This is a genomic window from Mycobacterium sp. (assembly GCF_035697385.1).
GTDB lineage: Bacteria > Actinomycetota > Actinomycetes > Mycobacteriales > Mycobacteriaceae > Mycobacterium.
On sequence record NZ_DASSCY010000114.1, the window covers coordinates 1 to 8541 of the forward strand.

General features: G+C 62.6%; 8 protein-coding genes. 5 read left to right on the plus strand and 3 right to left on the minus strand.

Annotated features, from left to right (window positions below; genetic code table 11):
• The first annotated feature begins 875 nt into the window (after positions 1 to 875).
• Positions 876 to 1121 (plus strand): F0F1 ATP synthase subunit C, encoded by a 246-nt coding sequence (locus VFH65_RS09785; RefSeq protein ID WP_353321023.1) that lies wholly within the window; start codon positions 876 to 878, stop codon positions 1119 to 1121.
• An 870-nt stretch (positions 1122 to 1991) separates the two neighbouring features.
• Here VFH65_RS09785 and VFH65_RS09790 read toward each other — a convergent pair.
• A complete protein-coding gene (locus VFH65_RS09790) occupies positions 1992 to 3371 on the minus strand; it encodes an MBL fold metallo-hydrolase (RefSeq protein ID WP_353321025.1) in 1380 nt (459 codons plus the stop codon).
• 149 nt (positions 3372 to 3520) lie between these two features.
• On the opposite strand from VFH65_RS09790, the gene VFH65_RS09795 reads away from it, so the two are divergent.
• From VFH65_RS09795 to VFH65_RS09805, 3 genes are all read left to right on the plus strand, one after another.
• Complete coding sequence (locus VFH65_RS09795; RefSeq protein ID WP_353321026.1) at positions 3521 to 4114, plus strand: rhodanese-like domain-containing protein; 594 nt, start codon at positions 3521 to 3523, stop codon at positions 4112 to 4114.
• Positions 4115 to 4119: 5 nt separating this feature from the next.
• A complete protein-coding gene (locus tag VFH65_RS09800) occupies positions 4120 to 4995 on the plus strand; it encodes a sulfite exporter TauE/SafE family protein (RefSeq protein WP_353321027.1) in 876 nt (291 codons plus the stop codon).
• Positions 4996 to 5059: 64 nt separating this feature from the next.
• Positions 5060 to 5329, plus strand: coding sequence for a metal-sensitive transcriptional regulator (locus VFH65_RS09805; protein ID WP_353321028.1), 270 nt, complete (start codon positions 5060 to 5062; stop codon positions 5327 to 5329).
• Between the two features lie 203 nt (positions 5330 to 5532).
• Here the strand turns inward: VFH65_RS09805 and VFH65_RS09810 are convergent, their stop codons facing one another.
• Complete coding sequence (locus VFH65_RS09810) at positions 5533 to 6099, minus strand: dihydrofolate reductase family protein (protein WP_353321030.1); 567 nt, start codon at positions 6097 to 6099, stop codon at positions 5533 to 5535.
• Positions 6100 to 6361: 262 nt separating this feature from the next.
• Here VFH65_RS09810 and VFH65_RS09815 point away from each other — a divergent pair, with 262 nt between their 5' ends.
• The gene (locus VFH65_RS09815) at positions 6362 to 6688 is read left to right on the plus strand and encodes a hypothetical protein (protein ID WP_353321031.1); all 327 of its coding nucleotides are present in this window, start codon (positions 6362 to 6364) and stop codon (positions 6686 to 6688) included.
• 22 nt (positions 6689 to 6710) lie between these two features.
• Here the strand turns inward: VFH65_RS09815 and VFH65_RS09820 are convergent.
• Positions 6711 to 8541 (minus strand): ATP-binding cassette domain-containing protein (locus VFH65_RS09820; protein WP_353321032.1); only part of this gene is annotated, 1831 nt, incomplete at its 5' end.

Sequence of the window (8541 nt, forward strand, 5' to 3'; positions counted from 1 at the left end):
GTTCTAGGATCGGCCTTTCAGTCCCCCAGCGGGGGAGCGGCTCCACTCAGCCGCCCCGACGGACGTGACGCAGACCATTCTTCTGTTGCATCATCACGTCAAGACCCCAGGTCAGCGTGTCGCCGGAACGGCCACGGTCATAGGGCGCATTGCAGCCGACACAAGTCCGCACCGCACGGATGGTGGGCGGAAAGTCTTGCAACGCAGCCAAAAACGACGCGAGGAGCGGTGGCCGGCAAGGAGGCCAGGCAATGATTCAGCTGATGCAATATGCAGTGCTTTACTTGACATAATGTGGCTTATCGGCATACAACTGATGCGACTTGCCCTGAAGTGAAAGCGCTCGCGTGGCACGGCAATGTGCTGAACCTACAGAGACCGTACGAGTTCCGACGGGTGGTTCGATGCCGGGCCAAATCACTCTGCACCTTTCTGCGCAGGCCGAGGCTGCGGTGCGCTCAATCACGGAATCAATGATTTGGCCACTGGCCGGCAAGCGCCACCCTTTGCCCCCTCCCCGCAAACCCGTCGGCGATACGTCACTGTGACGAATTACCCTGGCGCGCAGCGTTATTGGGAACCAGCTACAGGAGTCTAATGACGTGCCTGCCGAGGCTCACTGCTCTACGAATCCGTCCGAGCACTGGCCGCCAGGCAGTCGATCAGCGAGACCGCAGCACATCGTATTTAGCCCTGGGGGTTTCGCGGCTACACGATCGGCGACCACACAGTACCAACGCATCTCCGCAGCTACCGATGCTCATAGTCGCCGCCTCTAGCACTGATGCCAACTTCAATCTGCGCCGGCTCTTTACTACGCATGACTGTAGTACTACGATGGATAGTACTTAAGCAGCTCAATGTGGAGGTGCGCGATGACCGACGAACTCATGGGAAATGCACTGCTTGCGGGCGCTATAACTTTGGCCGGTGGCGCGATCGGCGCCGGCATCGGTGATGGCGTCGCAGGATCGAAGTTCATTGAAGGTGTGGCGCGGCAGCCAGAAGCCCAGAGCCGCCTTTTCACACCATTTTTGATTACCGTTGGCCTCGTCGAGGCGACGTTCTTCATCAACGTTGCGTTCATGGCACTATTCGTCTTCGCTACACCGGACCCATAGGCGGCTCACTCGGATGGCCTGCGCCCAACATCGCCATCCGACGACGTGTTCCAATGGGCATCTTGATGCAGTACTCGAGTTGCATCAGATGAGAATGCCAGGTTCCGTTGGCGATTGGATGAACTGAGGAGCATCGGAACTCATCGGGCGTACGTGGACGGTGCCGCACTCCCCCAAATCGCCCAGCCATAACGCAACAATCCGTCACTGTGACGAATTGCCTTGTGTCGCAGGGCTTATCGGGACAAGCGGGTGATCCCGGTCTCCCCCGACGTTTCATGGCGTGACGTGGGCCGCAGCCGTCCAATGCAGCGTCGGCGCCGAGAAGATCACCGAACAATTCGCAAAGGGCCAGCGCCACAAGCGCCAACAACGGCTGGCCCAGATTCGAGCGTCGTCAACTAACGGAGATGTCGCCTCGTTGGACAGCCATGGTGACGTGCTTGGCGCCGACCATCGTGTCGATTTCGAATCGGACACGCATCGGGCTACCCAGGACAGTCGTCGCGACGACAGTACCTTCGGTTCCTGCCGGCACGAAGGCGCTGTCGAACTCGACGAGATCCTTTGCCGCCCTGACCCGATTACCCCTTCTTTGAAACACTGCAGATCCCATCCGTCTTGCCGTGCAAATTGCGTCATCTTTGCTACGCAGAGCCCAAAAGGTCCGCGGTGGAGCGACATTCGCTTGTTACCGATATGCACTTAACAGCAAGCAGTAGGCCGGCCCCGAATGTACTTTTGCATCAAGCTATGCCGCGCGCAAGCGAATTATTTTTAGGCCTGAAACCGGCCGCGCAGGCCGCAGGCCCGCCGACGATCAGAAGATTGTGCTTGGCGGTGGTCCTGGTGTTTGCCTTTCCCTGTCGCTCAGGCGTTTTGGTGAACGTCATCCCATGCGCCGTAGCCGCCAAGGATGTCGCTGACGTCGGAGAAGCCCTTCTGCCGCAGCAGGCTCGCGGCGACAGACGACCGGTAGCCACCGGCGCAGTACACCACCGTCGGCTTGGCTGGATCCAGCTCGTTGATCCTCGTGGGCAGTTGCCCCACTGGGATCGCCATCGCGTTCGGGATGGTTCCGGCCGCGACCTCACCCGGGTTGCGGACGTCGACGATCTGGAGGTCGGCTATTTCGAGGGCTTTCTCATCGAATGCCTTGGCCGTCAACCGCGATGCGACCTGGACATCGTCTTGATGCTCGAACATGGCGCGATAGGGCTCGACTAGGTAGCCGATCACGCGGTCGAAACCGATCCGCGCGAGCCGGTTCTTGCCCTCGAGTTCGTGGCCCGGGTCGGTGAATAGCACGATGTCAACGTCGGACGGCAGCACCGAACCGGCGAATTCTGCGTAGCGGCCTTCAAGTCCGATGTTGATGGCGGGGCGAAGGTGACCGAGAGCGAACTCCTCCGGAGTGCGGCCATCGACCAGAACGGCGCCGCCACCGATCACTTCGCGCACCTGCCGGTAGCTCATCGCCGTCGGCATCTTTGTCTCGTCCAGCAGCGCGCGGTCCTTGCGGTTGAGGATGGCGTCGTAGGCGAAGTAGCTCGGCGCGGCCGGCTGCCCTTCGGTGACCAGCTCCATGAATGTCTTCTTGTCCGGGGCGCGTAGTGCGTAGTTGGTCTGCTTCTGATCCCCGATCGTCGACCACAGGTCGGTGGACAGGTTCTTGCCGCAGGCTGATCCCGCGCCGTGGGCGGGGAACACCCGGGTCGCGTCGGGCAATGTCATCAGCTTGTTGTGCAACGAGTCATAGAGCTTGTTCGCCAGTTCTTCGCGGGTAAAGCCGACCGACGCCAGCAGGTCGGGCCTGCCCACATCGCCGATGAACAACGCGTCGCCGGTCAGGACGCCGTAGGGAATCTCGTCGTCGGCGCGCTCGTATACGACGATCGACAGCGACTCGGGGGTGTGGCCAGGCGTGTGACGGAACACCAACGTCACGTCACCGAGCGAGTAACGCTCACCGTCGTCGACGCCCACTGACTCGAACTCGGTCTCGGCGACCGAGGAGTAAACGATCCTCGCTCCGGTGGCCTTCGCCAGCTCCAGGTGACCGGACAGAAAGTCCGCGTGGAAGTGGGTTTCAATGACGAGTTCGATCCTCAGACCTAGATCCTCAGCGTCGGCCAGGTACTCGGCCACGTCACGCTGAGGATCGACAACGACTGCGCGCCCGGTGGTTTCGTCGCCTATCAGATACGACGCGTGCGACAGGCAGTCCAGGTAGTGCTGGATGAATCTCATGGTTCGAGTCCTTACGTTCGGTACCGGGCAACGGCATCGTGCCCCTGAGGTTGCAGTTACCCCCGGGGGTATGAGTAACTATAGCCCCAATATACCCCCGGTGGTATCGATCATGAACGCGGACCACATCAACGGAAGGACTCATCGACATGTCGGCACATGCCCCCATCAATTCCCAGGACCTCAGCTGGCTTCTCGGGTCGGCCGCACCCCCACGCGTTCTTGACGTTCGAACACCGGGCGAGTTCGAGGTCGCACATATCGCCGAAGCCCACAACGTTCCGCTCGATCTGCTGCGCGAGCACCGCGACGAGATCGTCAAACATCTCGACCAGGGCATCGTGCTGGTTTGCCGCTCCGGTCACCGTGCCGCGCAGGCCGAGCAGATCCTGAGCCAGGCCGGTCTTGACAACGTGCACATCCTCGAGGGCGGCATCACCGCCTGGGAGGCAAACGGCTTCGCGGTCAACCGCGGCCCGCAGCGCTGGGACCTGGAGCGTCAGGTGCGCCTGGTTGCCGGCTCGGTCGTGCTCTCCACCGTTCTTGCCAGCATCGCCCTGCCGAAGCTCAAGTGGGTTGCGGCGGCGATTGGCGGCGGACTGACCGTCGCATCGCTGACCAACACCTGCGCGATGGGCATCGCGCTGTCCAGGCTGCCCTACAACCGTGGCGCAACCTGCGATGCCCAGACGATCGTGTCTCAGCTCGTCGATTCCGCCCCGGCCGACCAGAAGGCGAGCTGATCGACGTGATCTCCCTCGCGGTTGGTTTGGCCGTATTCGTCGGCATCGCGCTGGGCTTGCTCGGCGGCGGTGGCTCGATCCTGACCGTCCCACTGCTGGCCTATGTCGCCGGCATGGATGCCAAACAGGCGATCGCCACGTCGTTGCTCGTCGTCGGCGTCACCAGCGCTATCGGAGCCGTCTCGCACGCACGCGCCGGTCATGTGCAATGGCGCACCGGCCTGATATTCGGCGGTGCGGGCATGGCCGGCGCTTATGCCGGCGGTCTGCTCGCCCGATTCATCCCTGGCTCTGTCCTGCTCATCGGATTCGCCGTCATGATGATCGCCACGGCCATTGCCATGTTGCGCGGACGCACGACCATCGATTCGGATGACGGCGAGCACCGCATGCCCGTCATGAAGATCACCGCCGAAGGACTCGTCGTCGGGTTGGTGACCGGCCTGGTCGGAGCCGGAGGCGGATTCCTTGTCGTGCCCGCGCTTGCACTGCTTGGCGGACTGCCCATGCCCATCGCGATCGGCACCTCTCTCATCGTGATCGCAATGAAGTCGTTCGCCGGCCTGGGCGGGTACCTGTCCAGCGTTGAAATCGACTGGGCCGTCGCCGGTATGGTGACCGCCGCCGCCGTGCTCGGCGCCCTGGTGGGCGCACGCCTGACCTCTATGGTCAACCCCGACGCGTTGCGGAGCACGTTCGGCTGGTTCGTTCTTGCGATGTCCTCGGTCATCCTCGCCGAAGAGATCCATTTGAGCGTGGGTGTCGCCGCAGCGGCACTGTGCGCTATCGCAGGATCGCTGTACGTCGCTTGCAGCAGATACGGACACTGCCCGCTGCGGCGCCTAAGCGGACACCCGCGAGCAACCGCCGGCGCGGCCTAGACAGCGTCGAATACCCCCACGGGTAATATCGGGTGCACACGAATCACGCGAAAGGGACACCACCATGGTTGGTGACGAAGACAGCATTGCGGCGGTCCTGAACCGGCTACGCCGGGCTCAGGGACAACTCGCGGGCGTGATCTCCATGATCGAACAGGGTCGCGACTGCAAGGACGTCGTCACTCAGCTGGCCGCCGTGTCCAGAGCGCTGGATCGTGCCGGCTTCAAGATCGTCGCCACCGGACTTCGCGAATGCATTTCCGGGGCCGACGCCAAAGGGAACCCACCGATGACTGAGGCGGAGCTGGAGAAGTTGTTCCTCGCCTTGGCCTGACATACCGGTGCGGGTCCGTGACGTCCGACGGTCACGACTGCACTCAGATTTTGCGGAGGGTCGTCGAGTTTTTCGGGGTAGCAGTTCGCCGAACTGCTGGTGGATGTCGAACAGGTCGCCGTGCATCACCAGTATCTGGGTGCCGCTCGACGAGTCGTCTACCTCGTAGTGCATCCGCAGCTCGCCTGGCTGTGCATGTCCGATCAGTCGTGTTTCGCCTCGTAGCGCAGCAGGACCGTGCCACCCGGGAAGGTGCGGTTCTCCACCAGTCGCAGCGAGATCCATGACGGCAGTGTCGGGAAGAACGGTATGCCGCCGCCCACGGCGGTGGGCGTGACCACCATCCGGTACTCATCCACCAGTCCGGCCTGCACGATCGGTGCGGCCAGCGTCGCGCCGGCCACCTCCAGCTTGCCGTCGGTTTCGGCTTTCAGCTTCGTCACCACCTCGACCGGGTCGCCGCGTTCCAGGCGGGCGTTCCAGTCGACGGACTCCAGGGTCCGCGAGAACACGACCTTGGGCATGTCGCGCCAGATGCGGGCGAAATCGACGATCAGAGGGGTGGCGTCCGGGGCCTTGTCGGCGGTCGGCCAGTACGCGGACATCAGTTCGTAGAGCCGCCGCCCGTAGAACGACAGGGCGGTCTCCCGCTCGAAGTCGTTCCAGTACTGGTGCAGTTCTTCGCTCGGATCGGACCAGTCGATGTTGCCTTGTGCATCGGCGATGTACCCGTCCACCGACACGTTGAAGCCATAGATGAGTTTGCCCATGCAGATCAGACTGCACCGGAGGGCAAAACTCATCGCGACGCCACACGGAGATACTGTCAAATCCGGGTCATCCCGGCCGACTTTTCGATGGTAGAGCAGATCGCGACTAACTTTTCGATGGTCGAGCAGATCGCGACTAAGTAGTACCGCGCCGACAACCAGACGAGATTGCAGTGGCGCCCTACTGAGCTCACCCCACCGGATGCGAGCAACGATTCCAGTAGGCGAAGCCGAGTGATCGGCGAGAAAGAAAGGAACTGCCATGATTAAGAAAGCCGCTATCCGCGCGGCCGTTATCGGCGCCAGCGCAGTTCTGACCAGTTCGGCTGTGGCACACGCCAATCCGGCAACACCCATGTCACTGATCGAAGCCTCCGCTGTGCAGCTGTGTGAGGCCATCAACGACAATCCCACCACGGACGGGGTGATCGACGGGATGACCAGCCTGGAGAACAGAGGACTCGACGAGATGGACGGGGCGCTGGTGTTGATCACCGCCATTCACCACGGCTGCCCGCAACACGAAACGCTGGTGATGGACACGATGAATCCGATCGCAGCCGAGGAGATCTGCGCGAAGCAGTCGTAGTGAAATTGAAGCTTCTTCGACCTCAATCGCTCGCGCCGACGTACTCCGCGAGGTGCTTGCCAGTAAGAGTCGACGGGTCGGCGACGAGATCGGCTGGTGCACCCTCGAAGACGACTCGCCCGCCGTCGTGTCCGGCGCCGGGGCCCAGGTCGATGATCCAGTCTGCGTGGGCCATGACCGCCTGGTGGTGCTCGATGACGATCACCGACTTCCCGGAATCGACGAGTCGGTCGAGCAGACCCAACAGCTGCTCGACGTCGGCGAGGTGCAGCCCCGAGGTCGGCTCATCGAGGACGTAGACGCCGCCCTTCTCGGACATGTGGGTGGCCAACTTGAGCCGCTGCCGCTCGCCGCCGGACAGCGTCGTCAGCGGCTGGCCGAGGCTAAGATAGCCGAGTCCGACATCGGCCAGCCGTTCCAGGATCTTGTGCGCGGCGGGCGTATTCGCTTCGCCGTCGCCGAAGAACGCCAGCGCATCAGCCACCGACATCGCGAGTACTTCAGCGATGTTTCTGCCGCCCAGCGTGTACTCCAGCACCGACGTTTGGAACCGCTTGCCTTCGCATTCCTCGCAGATGGATTCGACAGTGGCCATGACGCCCAGCTCGGTGAAGATGACCCCGGCGCCGTTGCAGGTTGGGCATGCGCCCTCCGAGTTCGCGCTGAACAGAGCAGGTTTCACGCCGTTGATCTTCGCGAACGCCTTGCGAATCGGGTCGAGCAATCCGGTGTACGTCGCCGGGTTGCTCCGTCGCGAACCGCGGATCGCGCCCTGGTCGATGACGACGACGCCGTCGCGACCGGCGACCGAACCTTGAATGAGCGAACTCTTGCCGGACCCAGCCACGCCGGTGACCACGCACAGCACGCCGAGCGGGATGTCGACGTTCACGTTTTGAAGGTTGTGCGTCGACGCGCCGCGGATCTCCATCGCGCCGGACGACGAACGTACCGTCTTCTTGAGCGAGGCCCTGTCGTCGAAATGGCGACCGGTGAGGGTGTCGCTGGTCCGCAGCCCTTCCACCGTTCCCTCGAAGACCACCTGGCCACCGCCGGTACCGGCGCCCGGACCCAGGTCGACGACATGGTCGGCGATCTCGATCGCCTCTGGCTTGTGCTCGACGACGAGCACGGTGTTGCCCTTGTCGCGCAGCTGTAACAAAAGGTCATTCATGCGCTGAATGTCGTGCGGGTGCAGGCCGACCGTCGGCTCGTCAAAGACGTACGTGACGTCAGTGAGCGCCGAGCCGAGGTGACGAATCATCTTGGTGCGCTGCGCCTCTCCGCCGGACAGCGTACCCGAAGGCCGGTCCAGTGAGAGGTAGCCCAACCCGATCTCAGCGAACGCGTCGAGGAGGTGTTGCAGCCCGGCGACCAGCGGTGCCACCGACGGCTCGTCGAGACCGCGAACCCAGTCAGCCAGGTCGGTGATCTGCATCGCGCAGATGTCGGCGATGTTGCGGCCCTTGATCTTCGACGACCTGGCCTCCTTGGACAGTCGAGTTCCGTCGCAGTCGGGACAGATCGTGAACGTCACCGCCCGCTCCACGAACGTGCGGATGTGCGGCTGCATCGCGTCGACGTCCTTGGACAGAAACGATTTCTGGATCTGCGGGATGAGGCCTGCATAGGTCAGGTTGACCCCGTCGACCTTGATCTTCGTGGGCTCCTTGTGCAGCAGGTCGTGCAGTTCCTTCTTGGTGTACTTGCGGATCGGCTTGTCCGGATCGAAATAGCCGCAGCCGCGGTAGATCCGGCCGTACCAGCCGTCCATGCTGTAGCCCGGGATGGTCAGTGCGCCCTCGTTGAGCGACTTGCTGTCGTCGTAGAGCGCGGTCAGATCGATGTCGGAG

What these genes read in the sequence shown, in the direction of transcription:
- VFH65_RS09785 (WP_353321023.1), top strand. Translation starts at nt 876, where the DNA reads ATGACCGACGAACTCATGGGAAATGCACTGCTTGCGGGCGCTATAACT.
- VFH65_RS09790 (WP_353321025.1), bottom strand. Translation starts at nt 3,371, where the DNA reads ATGAGATTCATCCAGCACTACCTGGACTGCCTGTCGCACGCGTCGTAT.
- VFH65_RS09795 (WP_353321026.1), top strand. Translation starts at nt 3,521, where the DNA reads ATGTCGGCACATGCCCCCATCAATTCCCAGGACCTCAGCTGGCTTCTC.
- VFH65_RS09805 (WP_353321028.1), top strand. Translation starts at nt 5,060, where the DNA reads ATGGTTGGTGACGAAGACAGCATTGCGGCGGTCCTGAACCGGCTACGC.
- VFH65_RS09810 (WP_353321030.1), bottom strand. Translation starts at nt 6,099, where the DNA reads ATGGGCAAACTCATCTATGGCTTCAACGTGTCGGTGGACGGGTACATC.
- VFH65_RS09815 (WP_353321031.1), top strand. Translation starts at nt 6,362, where the DNA reads ATGATTAAGAAAGCCGCTATCCGCGCGGCCGTTATCGGCGCCAGCGCA.